A 16,564-nucleotide genomic window follows, 5' to 3' on the forward strand; every position below is an offset into this window, starting at 1 on the left:
ACGACAGCCTCCGCCGTCAGCCGCGCTTGGCCGGTAGTTCGCAGGCGTCCGCTGTGCCGCAGCGCTTCGCCGGCGAGACGAAATCCCAGATCGAGACGCCGACCATGAAGGCCAGGCCGACATAGAGCAGCAATTCACTGGGCCGGCCCACCGTTAAATACACTGCGGCCAGCGCAACGAGTGGGCCGATCAGGCCGAGCGCGGCTCGCTGCCACTGCCGATGGCTGAGCCAAGCGGTCGCATTGGCGAGGAGCGCGATGCCGGCGAACGCCGGCAGCAGGACGCGAATGAACAGCCCTTCGTACTGGCTTAGGAAGCCCAGCCCGATGGCCGCGCCCAGGCTGGCAATGGCGGGAAAGCAGCTCGCGCAGCCCATCGCGGAGACGATGCTGCCCAGCGCTCCAGCCTTGTTTGCCGCGCGCGTGATCAGTCCCATGGTGTTGCTCCCGCGTCTGCCCCCGTGCCTTACCGCTTGACGCTGGACGGATAGCCCGCGTTCTCGGTCGCCTTGGTCAGCTGCTGGACGCTGGCCTTGGCATCATCAAAGCTGACAGCCGCCTCGCGCCGCTCGAAACTGACGTTGATTTTGCTCACGCCGTCGACCTTCGAGAGCGCGTGCTTGACCGTGATCGGACAGGTCTCGCAGGTCATTCCCGGCACGGACAGCGTAACGGTCTGCACGGCGGCCCATGCGGGGGCGACGGCGGCGGCGAATGCCAGGGCGGCAAACAGTGCTTTCATAGCGAACTCCTGATCAATAGAAGAATGGCGCAACGTAGGGAAACCCGAGCGCGACCAGGACCATTGCGACCACGACCCAGAAAATAAGCTTGTAGGTAGCGCGCACCTGCGGGATTGCGCAGGCATCGCCCGGCTTGCAGACTGGCAGCGGGCGGAAGATGCGCCGCCAGGCGAAGAACAGCGCCATCAGCGCGGCGCCAAGGAATAGCGGCCGATATGGCTCCAGCGCCGTCAGGTTACCGATCCAGGCCCCGCTGAAACCGAGCGCGACCAGCACCAGCGGCCCCAGGCAACAGGTGGAGGCGAGGATGGCGGCCAGCCCGCCGGCGAAGAGCACGCTGCGCCCGTGTGGCGGTTCCGACATGCACTTGTCCTTTCTGCACTTGTCCTTTCGAAGCGGAAAGGGATAGCGTAACCTTACTTCCGTACTTATGTACGGAGTCAAGCGATAGGAGGAGCGAATTGGAGAACCTGACCATCGGCGCCTTCGCCAAGTCGGCTGGGGTCAACGTGGAGACCATCCGGTTTTATCAGCGCAAGGGGCTGTTGCCAGAGCCGGACAAGCCTGCTGGCGGGATTCGGCGCTATGGCGAGGCGGATGTGACCCGGGTGCGGTTCGTGAAATCGGCTCAGCGGCTGGGATTCAGCCTGGAAGAAATTGGCGAACTTCTCCGGCTCGAGGATGGCACCCATTGCGAGGAAGCCAGTGGCCTCGCCGAGCACAAGCTCAGCGACATACGCGCAAAGCTGGCCGACCTGAAACGCATTGAGGCGGTGCTTTCCGAACTGGTTCACGCTTGTCATGCCAGGCAGGGGAATATCTCCTGCCCGCTGATCGCATCGCTGCAAAGCGCAACGAGCCTCGGCAGCTCGGCAGCAGACCGACTCGGACGGGGTATGCGGTAGCGTACGATTTTCTTTTGCCACCATTGATCTGCGCACAAAGCGGGGGCTCATCCAATGCTTCCACAACCTGCCCGACCTGGGATTGCCGCCGTACTGGCCGCGCTTGTCTTCAGCACGCAGGCCCGCGCCGATGGGGATCTCGTGCGCGGTGCGCAAGCCGCCCGTGCCTGCATGACCTGCCATTCGTTTGCGCCGGGGCGCCACATGACCGGGCCAAGCCTGGCGAGCGTTTGGGGTCGCAAGGCCGGCACGGCTGATGGTTTCGTGCGCTACTCGGATGCCCTCAAACGATCACGCCTGGTGTGGGACAAGCGAAACCTGGATGCTTGGCTCAAGAACCCTGCGGCGCTTGTGCCAGGAAATGCGATGGGCTTCCCCGGAATCGCTGATGCGCGTATCCGCGCCGATCTGGTCGCCTACCTTGAGGCGGTTTCCGCCGGTCGCGTGACGGTACCCGATCGGGGCCTGCCGAACTTGAAGGCGGTCGATGCGGCGTCGCGCGTCACCGCAATTCACTACTGTGGTGACGCGTACCGCCTCACCACCGCTGACCAAAAGACCCATACCTTCTGGGAGTTCAATTTGCGATTCAAGACGGATGGTAGCGGTAGCGGGCCGCTTGCCGGCAAGCCTGTGCTGATCGGCACCGGTATGCAGGGAGACCGCGCCGCGGTGGTCTTCGCCCGCCCTGAGGAAATCTCAACCCTCATTCACAGGGAGTGTCCGTGAACCAAGAGACGGCTGACCATACGGGGTCGCTGGCGGGAAGCGCCCGGAGAAACCGAAATCGCCCGTGTCGCGGATGACGCATCCGTCCCATCGCCCATACGGTTGACGCCAGCGCGCCCCATGCCGGGCTCGACGGCGCTCGCTGTCGGGCCAGACGCTGAACAAAGTCGCGCACCGCGTCCCAGCACTGCACGCCGTCGTGTTGAACTCCGGAACAGCCGTGAGGTCGAGATAGAAAGCTTCGACCAACTGCTGCGTTCGCGCTGCATCGCGTGAAGACTGACCGCAGCGTCGAAGGAATCGGTCCCAAAGCGCTTGTCACAAGAATTGTAGAAGGTGGCGAGGTGTCGGAGCTTGCGTTTGAGGGTGTTTTCGGCAACGGCCGTGCCCTGAATCGATATCGACCATGCCGTTGCCCAGAACCTCGGGAACATCCGGCCGGGATCGACGATGACGAAGGAGGGAACCGCGTGCGTATTAACCAGCATGAAAAACAACAGCCTTCAAGGTGCCTAATATTCCCTTCAAGGTGCCTAATATTCAAAGGGGGGCGAGAGTATCGCCTTGAATGGCAACAACGCAAAAGGTGCCTGCTAAAGTTCGACGGCTTCCGGGTGCTGGCGCGCATCGACGGCAAGAACGTGCGGCTGTTCGCCCGCCAAGGCCATGACTGGACCGCGAAGCTGCGCACGCTGGCGCGCGGCGTCGGTGCGCTGGGGCTGCCCGACGGCTGGCTCGACGGCGAGATCGTGGTGCTCGGCAAGCATGGCGAGACCGACTTCCAGGCCTTGCAGAACGCGTTCGATAGCGCGCGCGTCGAGGCGATCCAGTACTTCGTGTTCGACCTGCCCTTCTATGCCGGCAATGTCGGCACCGGCTTCGACACGCGCACGCTTGGCGAACTGCGCGCGCAGCTCGACGCGCTGCGCGCCGATACGTCGCCGTTCGCGACGGTGCCGGCGGGCGTGAAGGGGCACTGGGTGCGGCCGAGGCTGGTGGCCGAGGTGTCGTTCGGCAGCTGGACCCGCGAAGGCCGCATGCGTCATGCAGTGTTCCACGGGCTGCGCACCGACAAGCCTGCCGGCGCGGTGTCGGTCGAAATGCCGGCGGCACCGGCGGGCAAGGGGACGAAGGCCGCGGGGAAGACGGAAAAGAAGGCGGTAAAGACGACGGTAAAGAAGGCGGCAGCGAAGACCACTTCGAAGACAGCCGATAAAGCCCCCGCAAAAAACGCCCCGGCAAGAACCGCAGCAACAACCGGCGCCCACGGCAAGCATCCCACCGCGCTGGGCGGCAAAGTCAGGATCAGCCATGCCGAGCGCGTGATCGACACCGCCTCCGGCCTCACCAAGGGCGACCTGGTGCGCTACTACGAGCAGGCCGCGCCGCTGATGCTGCCGCACTTGCGCGGCCGCCCGATCGCGATGGTGCGCGCCCCCGCCGGCGTGGGCGGCGAACAGTTCTTCCAGCGCCATGGCGACACGCTGCGCGTCGACGGCATCAACATCCTGGACCCGTCGCTGTGGCCGGGACATCCTGGGCTGCTGGAAATCGTGTCGGCCGAGGCGCTGGTCTCGGCGGCCCAGCTTAACGTGGTCGAATTCCACACCTGGAACGCCAGCAAGCGCAGCATCGACCGGCCCAACCGCATCATCTTCGACCTGGACCCTGGCGAAGGCCTGCCCTGGGACCAGGTGCAGGAAGCCGCCGCGCTGATGAAAGCACTGCTCGACGAGCTTGGCCTGGCCAGTTTCCTGAAGACCAGCGGCGGCAAGGGCCTGCACGTGGTGGTGCCGGTCACGCCGCGCGCGGGCTGGGACGAAGTCAAGGACTTTGCCGAAGACGTGGTGCGCCACGTCGCCGCCACCATCCCGCAGCGCTTCGTCGCCAAGAGCGGTGCGCGCAATCGCGTAGGGAAGATTTTCATCGATTACCTGCGCAATGGTGTCGGCGCGACCACCGTCGCGGCGTTCTCGGCACGCGCGCGGCCGGGGCTGGGCGTATCGATCCCGGTCTCGTGGGAAGAACTCGAGACGCTGGAGAGCGCGGCGCAATGGACCGTCGCCAACGTGGGCCCGCGGCTGGAGGCCTTGCAGGCCGACGATCCGTGGGCTGGCTACGCCGGCGTGCGGCAGGCCATCACCCGTGCCGCGGCGCGGCTCGGGCGTGCGGGCTGAGCCTCTCGCAACACAACTCGCGGCACATTTCTTGCCCCGCTCTCCATAGACAGCCGGCGTGAGCGCCGGGCCGCAACCTACGGAGAGACCGCAATGACCCACCTCAGCATTCCCGGTACGATCCGCGCCGCCGGCGTTGGCACACGCACCGGCGTGCCGCGCAGCCGGCGCGCGCTGCGCAGTCTGCTGGTTTCCTGCGCGATGCTGTCGTTCGCCGCCGCGCCGGTGCAGGCGCGCCTGCCTGCACCCACGCCAGAGCAGCAGCAAGCTGCCGAAGCCAAGAAGGCCAAGGAGGCGGAGACGGCCAAGCAACAGGCCGACGCCCTGACGCGCGTGCAAGACCAGTTGGCCGCGCGCTTCGGCAAGGGCGCCGCCCCAGCGGGCGCCACCGAGCCAGGCAAGGTCCCGCAAAAGGCCGCCGAAGCGCCTGGCTCGGCCGGCCCGCACGGCGGCACCTCGCCGAGCGCCGAGGCGCACAGCGGCGAGGCCGCGCGCCGCTGAAGCCAGACCGCGTCCCGCTGCCGGCGCCGGTCCCGGCACGCCTCTTGCCACGGCGAAGCGGAACGGCCTCATCGAGGGCCCGTGGATAAGCCGCCGCATAGCACCACAAAGGGGGAAGGCAATGAATCACTTCTGCATGCATGCAATACCTACAACCGAGGTATCACCCGGCCTGGCAAAATTTGCAGACGAGGGCATGGTGCCGGTGCGCTTTTACCTGTTTCCGAACCCGCCGCGCGCCTGCGCGCCCGTGATCGGCTGCGGACGTGCGCGAAAGCGCGCGTCAGCGTGACACCATGCGCCCGCAAGCCAGCCGCGCCCCGCTGATCCTCAACGTCGAGGACCGCGAGGGCCCACGCTACGTCAAGAGCCGCATCCTCCATCGCAGCGGGTTTTCCGTGATCGAGGCCGCCACCGGCCAGTCGGCGCTGGCGCTGGTGCGCCAGCATGTGCCGGCGCTGGTACTGCTGTCTTCGCGCCTGCCCGATATCAGCGGACTGGAGGTGTGCCGGCTGATCAAGGACGACCCGCAGATCGCGCGCACCCTGGTGCTGCTGACCTCGCCCGGCGTGGCCCAGGCGCGCCAGCGGGTCGAGGCGCTGAACTGCGGCGCCGACGGCTACCTGGTCGAGCCTGCCGAGCCCGAGGAAATCCTGTCGAGCATTCAGGCGCTGCTGCGGCTGCGCGGGGCGGAAGATGCCTACCACCGCACCACGCAGGCATTGCACGACAACGAGGACCTGTTCCGCCAGCTGGCGGAGTCGCTGGCCGACGTGGTCTGGATCCTCGATCCCGCCGCCCGGCGGCTGCTGTTCGTCAGCCCATCGTTCGAGGCACTGTGGGGCCATGCGGCGGCAGACGTCATGGAAGATCCGCGCCCCTGCCTGGACCGTCTGGTTCCGGCCGACCGCCCGCGCGTCGTGGCCGCTCTCGCCAACATGCTGACCGACGGCCGCATGGATATCGAATTCCAGATGACGCGGCCCGATGGCCAGTTGCGCGAGATCCGCGCGCGCGCCTTCCCCGTCCACGGCGCGGGTCAGGCGGCCGCGCGTGCCGATTCCACCAGTGCCCGGCCGCTGCGCATTGCCGGCATCTGCCAGGACGTGACGCTGCAGAACCGCGCGGACCGCACGCTGCGCGACGAGGAACGGCGCAAGGACCAGTTCCTGGCCATGCTCGCGCATGAGCTGCGCAACCCGCTCGCACCGTTGCGCAGCGCCGCCGACATGCTGCAGCACCTGTCGCCCTCGCGTGAGGACATGTTCCGCGCACGGGACATCATCGGCCGCCAGTTGCACCACCTGACCCGGCTGGTCGACGAGCTGCTCGATATCTCGCGCTTCAACCAGGGCAGCATCACGCTGCGCCAGGACCTGGTGGAATTGCGCGCCGCGCTCAATACCGCGGTCGAAGCCGTGCGGCCAGAGATCGACGCCTGCCGCCACACGCTGCGCCTGTCGCTGCCCGAGCAACCGCTGCCGGTGCGCGGCGACCTGGTGCGGCTGACGCAGATCTTCAGCAACCTGCTGCACAACGCCACCGCCTACACGCCCGCGGGCGGCCAGATCACGGTCGATGCCACGCTCGACCCCGATGCGGCCGGCCGCTCCGGCAGCGACTCCGCCGGCGGCCACGTCACGGTGCGTGTGCGCGACAACGGCTCCGGACTGTCCGAGGCGCTGCAGCGGCTGCTGTTCGACCCGCTGGCCCCGCACGATCCCGGCGATGAACGTGCCGGCAAAGACAACAGCACCGGCAACATCGGCAACGGCACGGCGCCGCGCAACGCCTTCCCTCACGATGGCCCCGGCATCGGCCTGACGCTGGTGCAGAAGCTGGTCGTGCTGCATGGCGGCACGATCCGCGCCGCCAGTCCCGGTCCCGGCCAGGGCAGCACCTTCAGCGTCACGCTGCCGCTCGAGCCGTGGCACAAGTGGCATCCCGGCACCGGCAAGTCCGCGGCGCACAGCAGCGTGCCGCGGCGGATCATGGTGGTGGACGACAACGCCGACGCGCTCGAAGCCATGACCATGACGCTGCAGACCATGGGCCACACCGTGGTGACCGCGCCGGACGGCCCCACCGCTGTCGCGCGCGCCGTCGCCGCGCGCCCGGAGGTAGTGCTGCTGGATCTCGGCATGCCGGCCATGGACGGCTTCGAGACCGCGCGCCGGCTGCGCGCGCTGCCCGAGATGCGCGGCGCCACGCTGGTCGCATTGACCGGCTTCGGCCAGCCCGAGGACCGCCGGCGCGCGATGGAAGCGGGCTTCGACCAGCACCTGGTCAAGCCCGCTGACCTGGACGCGCTGACGCGCCTGCTCGATGCGCTCGGCGAGGAGCGCGCTTAGCCGATCCGTTGGCAGCTCAGCTTGCCGCTCAGCTGGCCGCTCGCCGTTCCGCCACCCACTCTGACAAGGAGCCTACGTGCATACCACGCCCGACCCCGACATCCCCCCGCGAGAGCCGCCGGAAGTCCCGCCGCCCGAGCCGCCGCCTGGCCCTCCCGAGCCCGTCTCCGACCCGCCACCGGGCGACCAGCCGCCACCGCCGCCGCAACGCGCGCGCGATCAGGGCGCGATCGATAAAGGCGCCATCGATAACGGCGCCATGAAAGGAGCCGTCAAGTGTCCCGCATCATCTGGAAAGGCGCCATTACCTTTGGCCTCGTCAACATCCCGGTCGTCCTGCGGCCGGCCTCGCGCAGCCAGACGCTCGACCTGGACCTGCTAGACGTGCGTGACATGGCCCCGGTGGGCTACCAGCGCATCAACAAGAGCACCGGCAAGGCGGTCGACAAGGAGCATATCGTCAAGGGCTACCAGTACGCCAAGGACGAGTACGTGCTGCTGAACGACGAGGATTTCCGCCAGGCCAATGTCGAAGCCACGCAGACGGTGGACATCGTCAGCTTTGTCGATGCGCAGAGCATTCCGCCCTACTTCTTCGACACCCCCTACTACCTCGAGCCGGACAAGCGCGGCGACCGTGGCTATGCGCTGCTGCATGCAACGATGCGGCGCACCGGCCGCGCCGCGCTGGCGCTGGTGGTGCTGCGCAATCGCCAGCACCTGGCGGCGATGCTGGTCCACGACAACGCGCTGGTGCTCAACACCATGCGCTTCGCCGACGAGGTGCTGCCGATCTCCGAGCTGCACCTGCCGAAGGCATCGAGCGCAAAAGGCAGCGGCGCCCATGCGCGCGAGATCGAGATGGCAACCAAACTGGTCGAGGACATGACCGAGGACTGGAAGCCAGAGCAGTATCGCGACACCTATCGCGACGACATGATGGCGCGCATCGAAGCGAAGGTCGAATCCGGCAAGACGCACCAGCTGACCCAGCCCACCGAGGACGAAGAAGCGCCGCGCCGCAGCGCGAAGGTGATCGACATGGTGGCGCTGCTGCGCAAGAGCCTGGGCGAGCGCAAGGGCGACGACGGCAAGGGCCTGCGCCGCGCGAAGCCGGCGGAGGAATCGGAAGCGACAACGGATACCGGGGCCGAGGACGACCGCGCCGGCGAGAGCCGTAGCCGCCGCAAGACGCCTGCGCGCCATGCCGCGACGAAGAAAGCCCCTGCGAAGCGCACCGCGGCCAAGCGCACTGCCTCGGCTAAGGCGGCCAAGCATGCGCCGGCCAAAGCCCACACTCAATCGCACGCCAAATCACACCCCAAGCCCCACGCCACGGCACGCAAAAGCACGGGCACGACACGCCGCAAAGCCGCCTAGCTGAATCATGCAAGCCGGCGCTGGCGCCGGTGCCCTGCGCTTCGCTCAAGCGCGGACGCGGGCACCGGCGCGGCGTGGCATTGCGCTGCAAGCGATCAGCGCGAAGAAACCTTGAGGTTGTCGTTTATCGACGTCACGCCTTCGACACTGCGGATCGTGTCCAGCGCGAGGTCATGCTGTTGCTGGCTTGGCACCGTGCCGCCCACTTCAACCGTGCCGTTCTTCGTCTTCACGTGGATGCCGGTCGACTTGAGATCCTTGGTGGTCAGCAGCTTGGTCTTGATCTTGGTGGTGATGGCGCCATCTTCGACGGCCTGCTTGGCCTTGTCGGCGCCCATGTCGGCGCTGGCGCCGCGATCGGAGTCGGGCCGGCCCGGCATGCCTGGCGCGGAGTTGACCGGCGCCGCCGGCGTGTTGTCCGCCGCGATGAAAATCAGGCCGCTCTTGTCAAGCGCCTGCGCGGCACCAGCCGCCGCTGCAAGCGCCGCGGCCACGCAGGCCAGCTTCACGCCGCGCGCGGAAAATCGGGAATATCGCATGGCTTTTCTCTCCTGTTCCTGTACGAGGTTCCGGCGCCGGGCTTCCAGCGCGACCAGCCCTGACGCACGCCCGGCACGCGGGAACCCTGGCACCTGTCAGTCCGCAAGGTCCATACCCGCGTGTTCGCCCAACGCCACGCCGGAGCCGCGGCGGCATGGGTGTGTAAATCGGGCCACCTGTTGTAAAAGCGGGCACCCGCGCCGGGTGCAGCATGCGGCGCCGCCCGCCACAGGGCAAGCCCGCTGCCGGCGCGTGCGCGCTTGGCATGACGATTGCAAAAACGGGAATGCGGCAGTCCGCCGCGTCAAGGAGACTAGCAATGGGACAGCAACAGCCGGGTCAATCGCAGTCGGGCCAAAAGCAAGACGAACAAAAGCAACAAGAACAGCAATCTGGCCAACGCGGCAGCCAGCAGTCAGGCGGCACTGGACAACAACAAGGCGGCGGTCAGATGGGTAACCAGGACCGCGGTCAGGGCCAACAGCAACAGCAGGATCGCGGCAGCTCGCAACCGGGCCAGCAAAGCGGTCAACGCAGTGGTCAGCAAGGCGGCCAGGGCGGCCAACAGGGCGGTCAGGGCGGTCAGGGCGGTCAGGGCGGCCAGCAAGGCGGACAACGCCAGCAGTAACTTCAGCAGTCAGGCTCGCCTGCTGACATAGAGGCAGCTATCCGGGTATGTGCGGCAGCAACATGCGGTGCGGCCGCAGGGGCATACGCCGGAACTTGATCGGCCGGATCTTCCGAAGGGAAGACCCGGCCCTTTTTCGCTGAGCTTGCTAATGCGACTTGCCGTTGCCCGCGGCAGCCCGTCGCGCGCGCTCGCGGCTTACCGTGTATGCTGGCCGTGACGTCTTCTTGCTTGCCATACGGTCTTGTCCAGCCACACCGATCCCGCCGATCCCGCGGTCTCCCGCCGCGCCCAGCGCGAACACAGCGCGCCTGGACCGATGTCCAGGGTGCGCGCGCACGCCGGCGCGCACGTGCGCGCGCTGACGCGCAGCAATTCCGGCCTCACCCTCGACTATGACAACCCGCCCGGCGACCCCGGCCTGTTCGGCCCCGACGCGGTCTGCTGGCGCGTGCATGCGGACTTCCCGGCAATGCTGGCCGGCGGCGTCAGCGCGCTGCTGCTGCAGACGCTGCATCCGCTGGCGCTGGCCGGCGTGTGGGACCACTCCAGCTTTCGCACCGACATGCAGGGCCGGCTCGGCCGCACCGCGCAGTTTATTGCCGGCACCACCTACGGCAGCCGCGACGATGCCATGGCATTGATCGGGCGCGTGCGGCGCATCCATGCCGGTGTCACTGGCGTGGCGCCGGACGGGCGGCCCTATGCGGCGTCGGATCCGGCGTTGCTCACGTGGGTGCATGTGGCCGAGGTATCGAGCTTTATGGCGGGCTACCTGCGCTATGTCGGGCCGCTGGGCGAGGGCGACCAGGACCGCTATTACGACGAGGTCGCGCGCATCGCGCTGCTGCTCGGCGCGGCCGACGTGCCGCGCTCACGCGCGGAGGTGGCAGCCTACCTGGAAGCGATGCGGCCCCAGCTGCAGGCCAGCGAGCGCACCCGTGAAGTGGTGGTGCTGGTGCGCAGGATGCCCGTGGCCAACCCTCTGCTGCAACCGGCGGTGCGGATCATTGCCGATGCCGGCATTGCCTTGCTGCCACCGTGGGCGCGGCAGCAACTGGACCTCGACGGGCCTTCGCTGCGACGCTCGGCCACGCGGGCCGGCATGCGCGTGCTTGCGCCGGCGCTGCGCTGGGCGCTGGGCGCGGGGCTGGCCGCTCGGGCACGGCGGCGCGTGGCGCGCGGCGACGATATGGATGCCACCGGGTAGGCGGAAATCACCCACGCCATGTTGTCGAAGCCGTTGCACTGCAGCGCAGGGCCGCTGGTACGCCGAGCCGGATCAGCTCAGAACGTCTCCCAGTCGCCGCCATCGGCCATGGCCGGCTGCGCTGCGCGGCGGCGCGACGCGGCCGGCAGCACCGGCTCCTGGCGGCGGTGGGCCACGGCCGGTTGCGTACGGGTCGGCAGTGCCGGCCTGCGTGCCGGCAGCACGGACTTCTGCGGCTTGCGTTCGATCGGGGCGCGCACTGCGGCGGGTACCGCGGGCTGACGCGCGGCCGCGCCAGGGGCGCGGGGCGGGCGCGGCGGCGTGGGCGCAGCGGTCGGCACGACGGCAGCCGTGGATGACAGGTTGGTTTTCCTGGCGGCCGGCGCCTTGGTGCGTGCCGGCTCTGCCTTCCGCTTCGCTGCGGCCGAGGTGCGAGGGACATCGGGCGGGAGCGCGCGCGGGAGAGTCGGCGGGAGCACGCGCGAGACAGCAGGCGTGGCACGAGGTGCCGGCCGGGCGGCGGCCGCGAGTGCGGCGGGCATCACGGTTTCGGTCGCCGGCGCCGCCGGCGCCTCCACTTCGAACCGGCCGACTTCAGACACCAGCCCGTCGGCCTGGTGCAACAGGCTCTGCGCGGCCGCGGCGGCCTGATCGACCAGTGCCGCGTTCTGCTGGGTCACCCCTTCCATCTGCGTCACCGCCAGGCTGACCTGCTCGATGCCGGTAGTCTGCTCGGCGCTGGCCGCGGAGATCTCGCCGATGATATGCGTCACGCGCCCGACGGCCCCGACGATATCGTCCATGGTGCGGCCGGCCTGCTCGGCCTGGCACGCCCCTTCCCGCACCTGCTGGACCGAGCCGCCGATCAGTCTGGCAATCTCCTTGGCGGCCGCCGAGGAACGCTGCGCCAGGCTGCGCACCTCCGTCGCCACCACGGCAAAGCCGCGCCCCTGCTCGCCCGCGCGCGCGGCCTCCACCGCGGCGTTGAGCGCCAGGATATTGGTCTGGAAGGCAATGCTTTCGATCACGCCGGTGATCTCGGCCACCTGTGACGACGACCGGGAAATGGTTTCCATGGTCTGCACCATCGCGCGCACGGCGCGGCCGCCCTCGGAAGCGACCTCCGACGCGTTCAGCGCCAGCTGGTTGGCCTGGCGCGCGTTGTCGGCGTTCTGGCGCACGGTCGAGGTCAGCTGCTCCATCGACGCGGCGGTCTGCTGCAGCGACGCCGCCTGCTGGCCGGTGCGCACCGACAGGTCGGCGTTGCCGCGCGAGATTTCGCGCGTCGCGCCCTCGATCGAACCCGAGGCGCGCTGGATCCCCTGCACCAGCCCCGACAGGTGGCGGAAGGCATGTTCCAGCGCAGCGAGCATGCGGCCGGTCTCGTCGCGGCTGCGCACCGCCACGCGGTAGCGCAGGTTGCCCCTGGCCAGCGCCTCGGCGGCCTGCAGCGCCTGCCGCACCGGACGCGTCACCGAACGCGTGATCGCCAACCCCAGCAACGCGGCCAGCGCCACCGCCGCGGCGGCCATGCCCAGCAGCATGTTGCGGGTCCAGGCGTAGCGCGCGTCCGATTCCTTGACCGCCGCGACCGCGCCGGCCCGCCCCATCGCCACGATGCCACCGAGCTGCTCGAAGTACGGCCCCTGCGCCGCCGGCAGCGTCACCACCAGCGCCGCCCGCGCGCCGGCGAATTCACCGGCGCCGACCTGGCGCAGCACCATGTCGAGCTGGCCGTCATACGCGTGCTGCGCCGCCTCCAGCTCGGCAAAGCGCTTCTGCAGGTCCGGTCGGCCGGACGCCTCCATCACCTTGCCCATCTCCGCCAGCGTTTCCTGCGTCGACCTGCGCAGCGCCTGGATGCGCTCGGCATTCTGCGCAGCCATGGCGGGGTCTTCGGTCAGCGTCGCGTCGCGCACCATGATGCCGACCACCTGCGCGTCTTCCTTGACCCGGTTCAGGTCCAGCACCTTCAGCAGGCGGCCTTCCACGGTCATGCGCATCGCCTCGTTCATGCCGCCCAGGGCATAGACGCCCGACAAGGCAATGCCCACCAGCAACAGCCCCACCGCCGAAAAAGCCAGGGACAGCCGGACCCCGATGCCAATGTTCCGAAACCATGCCATCACTACGCTCCCTCCTGAACTGAATGTTTTAATGTCCGTACGAGCGCGTTCCTGCCGGGGCCGGACGACGGCAATACGGCAGCGCAGCCGCCCTATCGGCGGTCAGCGAACAGTTCTTGAATGGAAATGAGAATTAGAGGCAAAAACACCCGCAGTTCGGTGGATTGCCTGTCCGGAAGGTGGCTTTTAATCACGCTGGGCATCCCGAACGGTCGGTTTATTTACGACCACAGCGCCACAGAGCGCGACCCAAATGACGTGGGCACCAAAAAAAAGAAGCCCACGCGCGGGGTGCTCGTAGGCTTTCCAGGACTGCTCGAGCTCAACACAAGCTCGAGCCAAGAATATAGACGCGCTTACATGAGGTGTAAATCCCGTTTCTATCAGGGAAATCCCTTATGCGTCGTGCGGCAATTCGCGCACTTTTAGCGATTTTGGCCTTAGGGTCACTTCATCGCGATTTTTGGTTTTCTTTCAGATTTTGCTGCGAGCCCCCGCTGCGGCCAAGGCTGGCGAACGCAGCCGGGCGAAGATCATTGTGCAGCCGCACAAAATCCCTACAACACAATAACCAAGAGCGCAATAAATTTTATAGAGCAAAGACTCTAGTCCCGGCGCGGCACTCCGCCCGTCAACCCTTGTAAATCTTTGTTACTCTCAGCTCTGAAGTATTCCCCTTCTCTTCTGGCAGCGCCCCTCGCCGGCATGTGCGCGACGCCCCGGAGCCCGTTCGCGAGGCTCACAGGCGCCGCGGCGCCGACGTCCCGAACCGAGGCCGGTTCCGAGAGCGGATCTTTTCCCTGCCGCCCTGGCCGCGCCGCCCATCCAGCCGCCGGCCAACGGACCGTCATCAGCCGCCAGAACCCTTGCGGGCTCTTCCGGAGTCGTTGTGAAGAAGAAGGAAATCCGGCCCAAGCGCTCCAGCCGAAAAGAACTGCAATACCAGCACCTCGCCGCCCATTCCGCCGACCGCGCGCCGGTGGTTGTCCATTTGTCCAATGGAACGCGACTGCAGGGGATCGTGCTGGCGACGGACAACTATATGGTGCTGCTCGGCCGGCGGCTGGACGATCCGCAGCCCACCATCGTCTACAAGCAGGCGATCTGCCTGGTGACGCCGCTGGACACGCCGGCCGTGGGAATCGATCCGGCGATCGCGGCGGAATTCGTGCCGATTTATATACCGCGTACGCGCAAGCGGCGCTGAAGCAGGCATCGCAACGCCACACTCCTGAAGCCTTTCGGCAGGCCGGCGCACGCCAGTGCGCCCCGGGCGATACCCCCCGAAACTCTTGCAGAGATCACTCTAAACCTTTGCCGGGGGCGGTCGATAACCTTTGCAACGGAGGCACTCTACGCCCTGCAAAGCAGGCAGCCAACGTTACGGCTAGCAGCCGGAATGCCAGAAAACTTTGCAAATAGGAGTCGTAAATGGCGCAAGTCATTAACACCAATTCGTTGTCTCTGATGACTCAGAACAACATGAACGCTTCGCAATCGTCGCTGAACACGGCGATCCAGCGTCTGTCGTCGGGCCTGCGCATCAACAGCGCCAAGGACGACGCAGCTGGCCAGGCGATTGCGAACCGCTTCACCGCGAACATCAAGGGCCTGACGCAAGCCCAGCGCAACGCCAACGACGGCATCTCGCTGGCGCAGACGACTGAAGGCGCGCTGACCGAAGTCAACAACAACCTGCAGCGTATCCGTGAACTGAGCGTGCAGGCCGCCAACGGCTCGAACTCGGCTTCGGACCTGAAGTCGATCCAGGACGAAATCTCGCAGCGTCTGGCGGAAGTCGACCGCACCTCGCAGCAAACTGACTTCAATGGCGTGAAGGTGCTGTCCGCCAACGCCAAGCCGCTGACCATCCAGGTTGGTGCCAACGACGGTGAGACCATCACCATCGACCTGAAGCAGATCGACTCCAGCACCCTGGGCCTGAAGGGCTTCAGCCTGAGCAGCAACGCCCTGAACGTCAGCGAAGCAATCACGCAAACGAACACTGGCGGTACGCCGGAAGCTGTCGACCTGTCCTCCGCCGCCACCTCGCTGGGCGTGTCGGCCAGCAGCCTGAGCCTGCACAACGTCAAGAACGCCGCGGGCGCCGCCACCGCCAACTTCGTCGTCAAGTCGGGCGACGACTACTACGCAGCTTCGGTTGACGATACCACTGGCAACGTCGTGCTGAACCGTGCCGACCTCGAGTTCACCGACCCGGACAATGGCGTGACCACCGCGACCGCGCTGGCCAACCAGCTGGTCAAGGTTGGCACCGACAGCACTGGTGCCGTCACTGCCTACGCGACGATCCAGGGCCGCAACTTCGCCGTCGGCGCTGGCGCACTGGCCAACGGCGGTGCCACCCCGACCGACTTCGACTACACCGGTACCGACATCGTGCTGAGCGGCGCCGGCGCCACGGCTGAATTCGCCGGTGCTTCCACCGTCGACCCGCTGAAGAAGATCGATGCCGCCCTGAAGATCGTTGACGACCTGCGCAGCTCGCTGGGTGCCGTGCAGAACCGCTTCGACTCCACCATCGCCAACCTGGGCACGACCGTGACCAACCTGTCGTCCTCGCGTTCGCGCATCCAGGACGCCGACTACGCCACGGAAGTGTCGAACATGACCCGCGCGCAGATCCTGCAGCAGGCTGGCACCTCGGTGCTGTCGCAAGCCAACCAGACCACGCAGAGCGTGCTGTCGCTGCTGCGTTAATCGCATCCGCGCCATGTACAGAAGGCTGGGCCGCGAGGCCCGGCCTTTTTGTCCGATCCGCTGGAGCGTTTCGCTGGCAGGCCGCTGCGAGCCAAGCGTTTCAAGCCCAACCTGGAATCTTCCGTTCTGGACGGAGCAGATCATGCCGCCATCCCCGATCGTGAACCCCGGCACAGTCCGCGTGCCGTCCGATATGCAGTCCGCCAATGCGGCCGCAGCGCATCGCGCGCCGCCGCCGGCCGGGGTCACCGGAGCGGGAGGCGACACGGCAAGGCCGATCAACGACAGCACCGCTTCCGGCGATGCACAGGCCGCGCTCGGCGAGCTGGCCGATGCGCTGAAGACCACCTCGATCGGCCTGCGTTTCGAGATCGACGAAGACACCAACCGCATCATCACCAAGGTGATCGACAAGGAAACCGGCGACCTGATCCGCCAGATGCCCACGGAAGAGGTGCTGCGCATCGCCCGGGCCATGGACAAGCTGCAGGGACTGCTAGTCAGCCAGACGGCCTGATTGCCTGACGCCACGCACCGTCGCACCACGCCGCGCA

The 16,564-nt window shown here is 67.2% G+C and carries 15 protein-coding genes and 1 pseudogene; 10 read left to right on the forward strand and 6 right to left on the reverse strand.

The annotated features are described in order from the left end of the window. Positions 1-16: 16 nt before the first annotated feature. The 3 genes from merC to merT are packed head-to-tail and all read right to left on the reverse strand — an operon-like array spanning position 17 to position 1,105. Positions 17-436, reverse strand: a complete 420-nt coding sequence (merC, locus tag ACIP1U_RS12895; RefSeq protein WP_400315235.1) for an organomercurial transporter MerC — start codon at positions 434-436, stop codon at positions 17-19. A 29-nt stretch (positions 437-465) separates the two neighbouring features. Continuing rightward, positions 466-741: a mercury resistance system periplasmic binding protein MerP gene (gene merP / locus ACIP1U_RS12900; RefSeq protein WP_400315238.1), complete on the reverse strand. Its 276-nt coding sequence runs from the start codon at positions 739-741 to the stop codon at positions 466-468. Between the two features lie 13 nt (positions 742-754). Continuing rightward, positions 755-1,105, reverse strand: coding sequence for a mercuric ion transporter MerT (gene merT, locus ACIP1U_RS12905; protein WP_400315240.1), 351 nt, complete (start codon positions 1,103-1,105; stop codon positions 755-757). A gap of 98 nt (positions 1,106-1,203) precedes the next feature. On the opposite strand from merT, the gene merR reads away from it, so the two are divergent. From merR to ACIP1U_RS12935, 6 genes and pseudogenes are all read left to right on the forward strand, one after another. After that, positions 1,204-1,647 (forward strand): Hg(II)-responsive transcriptional regulator, encoded by a 444-nt coding sequence (gene merR / locus ACIP1U_RS12910; RefSeq protein WP_400315243.1) that lies wholly within the window; start codon positions 1,204-1,206, stop codon positions 1,645-1,647. 54 nt (positions 1,648-1,701) lie between these two features. Further along, on the forward strand, positions 1,702-2,376 hold the full coding sequence (locus ACIP1U_RS12915; protein ID WP_400315246.1) for a c-type cytochrome: 675 nt from the start codon (positions 1,702-1,704) through the stop codon (positions 2,374-2,376). Between the two features lie 593 nt (positions 2,377-2,969). Beyond that, positions 2,970-4,553 (forward strand): annotated as a pseudogene (gene ligD / locus ACIP1U_RS12920) (DNA ligase D); the annotation flags it as partial. Between the two features lie 93 nt (positions 4,554-4,646). Next, the gene (locus ACIP1U_RS12925) at positions 4,647-5,054 is read left to right on the forward strand and encodes a hypothetical protein (protein ID WP_400315248.1); all 408 of its coding nucleotides are present in this window, start codon (positions 4,647-4,649) and stop codon (positions 5,052-5,054) included. A gap of 296 nt (positions 5,055-5,350) precedes the next feature. Continuing rightward, positions 5,351-7,405: a response regulator gene (locus ACIP1U_RS12930; protein ID WP_400315250.1), complete on the forward strand. Its 2,055-nt coding sequence runs from the start codon at positions 5,351-5,353 to the stop codon at positions 7,403-7,405. A 276-nt stretch (positions 7,406-7,681) separates the two neighbouring features. Next, positions 7,682-8,785: a Ku protein gene (locus ACIP1U_RS12935; protein ID WP_400315252.1), complete on the forward strand. Its 1,104-nt coding sequence runs from the start codon at positions 7,682-7,684 to the stop codon at positions 8,783-8,785. A 95-nt stretch (positions 8,786-8,880) separates the two neighbouring features. On the opposite strand, the gene ACIP1U_RS12940 is transcribed toward ACIP1U_RS12935, so the two are convergent. After that, positions 8,881-9,324, reverse strand: coding sequence for a BON domain-containing protein (locus ACIP1U_RS12940; RefSeq protein WP_400315255.1), 444 nt, complete (start codon positions 9,322-9,324; stop codon positions 8,881-8,883). 416 nt (positions 9,325-9,740) lie between these two features. Further along, complete coding sequence (locus ACIP1U_RS12945; RefSeq protein WP_400315257.1) at positions 9,741-9,932, reverse strand: hypothetical protein; 192 nt, start codon at positions 9,930-9,932, stop codon at positions 9,741-9,743. 265 nt (positions 9,933-10,197) lie between these two features. Here ACIP1U_RS12945 and ACIP1U_RS12950 point away from each other — a divergent pair, with 265 nt between their 5' ends. Beyond that, positions 10,198-11,163, forward strand: a complete 966-nt coding sequence (locus ACIP1U_RS12950; protein WP_400315260.1) for an oxygenase MpaB family protein — start codon at positions 10,198-10,200, stop codon at positions 11,161-11,163. A gap of 77 nt (positions 11,164-11,240) precedes the next feature. Here the strand turns inward: ACIP1U_RS12950 and ACIP1U_RS12955 are convergent, their stop codons facing one another. Continuing rightward, a complete protein-coding gene (locus ACIP1U_RS12955; RefSeq protein WP_400315263.1) occupies positions 11,241-13,289 on the reverse strand; it encodes a methyl-accepting chemotaxis protein in 2,049 nt (682 codons plus the stop codon). 889 nt (positions 13,290-14,178) lie between these two features. Between ACIP1U_RS12955 and ACIP1U_RS12960 the strand changes: the two genes are divergently transcribed. The 3 genes from ACIP1U_RS12960 to ACIP1U_RS12970 all read left to right on the forward strand — a co-directional run bounded on the left by ACIP1U_RS12960 (position 14,179) and on the right by ACIP1U_RS12970 (position 16,527). Then, positions 14,179-14,496: an RNA chaperone Hfq gene (locus tag ACIP1U_RS12960; RefSeq protein WP_400315265.1), complete on the forward strand. Its 318-nt coding sequence runs from the start codon at positions 14,179-14,181 to the stop codon at positions 14,494-14,496. A gap of 224 nt (positions 14,497-14,720) precedes the next feature. After that, positions 14,721-16,010, forward strand: coding sequence for a FliC/FljB family flagellin (locus tag ACIP1U_RS12965; protein ID WP_400315267.1), 1,290 nt, complete (start codon positions 14,721-14,723; stop codon positions 16,008-16,010). A gap of 142 nt (positions 16,011-16,152) precedes the next feature. Continuing rightward, positions 16,153-16,527: a flagellar protein FlaG gene (locus ACIP1U_RS12970; RefSeq protein WP_400315270.1), complete on the forward strand. Its 375-nt coding sequence runs from the start codon at positions 16,153-16,155 to the stop codon at positions 16,525-16,527. The last annotated feature ends 37 nt before the right edge of the window (positions 16,528-16,564 follow it).

The sequence above is a fragment of the Cupriavidus sp. NPDC089707 genome (assembly GCF_044748965.1).
GTDB lineage: Bacteria > Pseudomonadota > Gammaproteobacteria > Burkholderiales > Burkholderiaceae > Cupriavidus.

Bases quoted from the DNA above. Each gene is read 5' to 3' on its own strand.
- ACIP1U_RS12965 (WP_400315267.1), top strand. From the start codon at position 14,721: ATGGCGCAAGTCATTAACACCAATTCGTTGTCTCTGATGACTCAGAAC.
- ACIP1U_RS12955 (WP_400315263.1), bottom strand. From the start codon at position 13,289: ATGGCATGGTTTCGGAACATTGGCATCGGGGTCCGGCTGTCCCTGGCT.
- ACIP1U_RS12915 (WP_400315246.1), top strand. From the start codon at position 1,702: ATGCTTCCACAACCTGCCCGACCTGGGATTGCCGCCGTACTGGCCGCG.
- ACIP1U_RS12925 (WP_400315248.1), top strand. From the start codon at position 4,647: ATGACCCACCTCAGCATTCCCGGTACGATCCGCGCCGCCGGCGTTGGC.
- merC (WP_400315235.1), bottom strand. From the start codon at position 436: ATGGGACTGATCACGCGCGCGGCAAACAAGGCTGGAGCGCTGGGCAGC.
- merP (WP_400315238.1), bottom strand. From the start codon at position 741: ATGAAAGCACTGTTTGCCGCCCTGGCATTCGCCGCCGCCGTCGCCCCC.
- ACIP1U_RS12930 (WP_400315250.1), top strand. From the start codon at position 5,351: ATGCGCCCGCAAGCCAGCCGCGCCCCGCTGATCCTCAACGTCGAGGAC.
- merT (WP_400315240.1), bottom strand. From the start codon at position 1,105: ATGTCGGAACCGCCACACGGGCGCAGCGTGCTCTTCGCCGGCGGGCTG.
- ACIP1U_RS12940 (WP_400315255.1), bottom strand. From the start codon at position 9,324: ATGCGATATTCCCGATTTTCCGCGCGCGGCGTGAAGCTGGCCTGCGTG.
- ACIP1U_RS12970 (WP_400315270.1), top strand. From the start codon at position 16,153: ATGCCGCCATCCCCGATCGTGAACCCCGGCACAGTCCGCGTGCCGTCC.